The sequence below is a fragment of the Hamadaea sp. NPDC051192 genome (assembly GCF_040682475.1).
Classification (GTDB): domain Bacteria; phylum Actinomycetota; class Actinomycetes; order Mycobacteriales; family Micromonosporaceae; genus Hamadaea; species Hamadaea flava.
Genome location: NZ_JBFBAZ010000301.1, coordinates 1 through 1,523 on the forward strand (window position 1 = coordinate 1; position 1,523 = coordinate 1,523).

Annotated in this window: 1 protein-coding gene and 1 pseudogene; both read right to left on the reverse strand. The window is 70.8% G+C overall.

The genetic code is table 11. From position 1 onward, the window contains the following. Positions 1-149: 149 nt before the first annotated feature. Positions 150-1,031, reverse strand: coding sequence for a chaplin family protein (locus AB0M47_RS42725; protein WP_363424768.1), 882 nt, complete (start codon positions 1,029-1,031; stop codon positions 150-152). A 180-nt stretch (positions 1,032-1,211) separates the two neighbouring features. After that, positions 1,212-1,523: pseudogene (gene glxR, locus AB0M47_RS42730) on the reverse strand (CRP-like cAMP-activated global transcriptional regulator GlxR); the annotation flags it as partial.

Sequence of the window (1,523 nt, forward strand, 5' to 3'; positions counted from 1 at the left end):
GGTGGGGGGAACGGGTCGAGCCGCCGACCCGTGGGAAACGGGTCGGCGGCTCGTGCGAAAGGGCGGTGCTGCCGGTCTGCCGGGCTGTCCACCGGAGTGACGTTGCAGTGTCTGCCGCTTGAAACCTCCGGCAGACCGGCCGTTCGGGATTACTGCTGGGCGGAGGATCCGCCGACGCTCCACGCCGTCGCGGAGCCGAGTACGCCGATCGCGTTCCCGCTGATGTTCACCGGGATCTGGATCGGGGCGTACACCTGGGTGCCGTTCAGGACCCCGATGTTGCCCGTGCTGACGAGCGTCGGGCCGCCGTGACTTCCTGGGCCGCCGTGGCCGTGGTCGTCGTGGCCGCTGGGGCAGCCGCACGGACGCGGCTTGCCCTTGCCCTCGGTCGGGGCGCCGGTGCTCTCCAGCATCTCGGTGGCGGGCCGGCCGCCGAGCAGACCGGCCGCCGGGCCGGAGCCGCCGAGCAGGTCGCCGACCACGGGCAGGCCCGAACCGTCGGTGAGGCCGCCGAGCAGGCTGCCCACGACCGGCAGTCCGTCGACCAGACCCTCGGTCGGCAGGACGCCCGCCTCGGTGGACTCCTTCGTGTAGTGCCCGCCGGGCTTGGTCTTGCCGGTGATGGTCGCCGAGGCGCCGCCCTCACAGCCGGCGTACGCCTGGCCGAGCACCGCGACGGCGTTGCCGCAGACGTCGACCGGGACCTGGATCGGGGCGATGATCTGGGTGCCGTTGCCGATCCCGATGTTCGGGCCGGTCTTGGCCTGGTAGTGCGCCCAGCCCCACTCGGGGGAGAGCATGGCCGCCGAGCCGCCGACGCAGCCCGCACCGGCTGCGCCGCCGACGGCGACAGCGTTGCCGCAGACGTCGATCGGGGCCTGGACGGGCAGCAGGACCTGAGTGCCGTTGAGGATGCCAACGTTGTCGCTGCTGACCAACGTGGCGTCGGCGTGAGCGGCGGTGCCGGTCGCCAGCAGCGCGCCGGCGGTCAGGGCGCCGGCGTTGAGTGAGCGTCGAACCCACGTCTTCATCGCGAGGGACCTTCTCTCGAATCGTCGGGTGTACCGGTTGGACGATTCGAGAAACGAGGCCATTCGGGCAACTGACGCTGCTGTGTCGGATGAGCGACACAGGAAATGCCGGGTAATTCCGAAAGAATCCCCGGCAATGTCCGAATTATACGGTATGCAGAGTGCGTACCCGAAAAAACCTCAGACGCGAGCGCGGCGAGCGAGCCGCTCCGGGTCGAGGATGATCACGCTCTTGCCGTCGAGCCGCAGCCACCCGCGCGAGGCGAAGTCGGCGAGCGCCTTGTTGACGGTCTCCCGGGAAGCACCGACCAGCTGGGCCAGCTCCTCCTGGGTGAGGTCGTGCGTGACCCGCAGGACGCCGCCGTCGCGGGTGCCGAAGCGGCCCGCCATCTGCAGCAGGTTCTTGGCGACCCGGCCCGGGACGTCGGTGAAGATCAGGTCGGCGAGCGCGTCGTTGGTCCGGCGCAGCCGCCGGGCGAGGACGCGGAGCAG

Coding starts and splice junctions, on each gene's coding strand:
- AB0M47_RS42725 (WP_363424768.1), bottom strand. CDS start 1,031: ATGAAGACGTGGGTTCGACGCTCACTCAACGCCGGCGCCCTGACCGCC.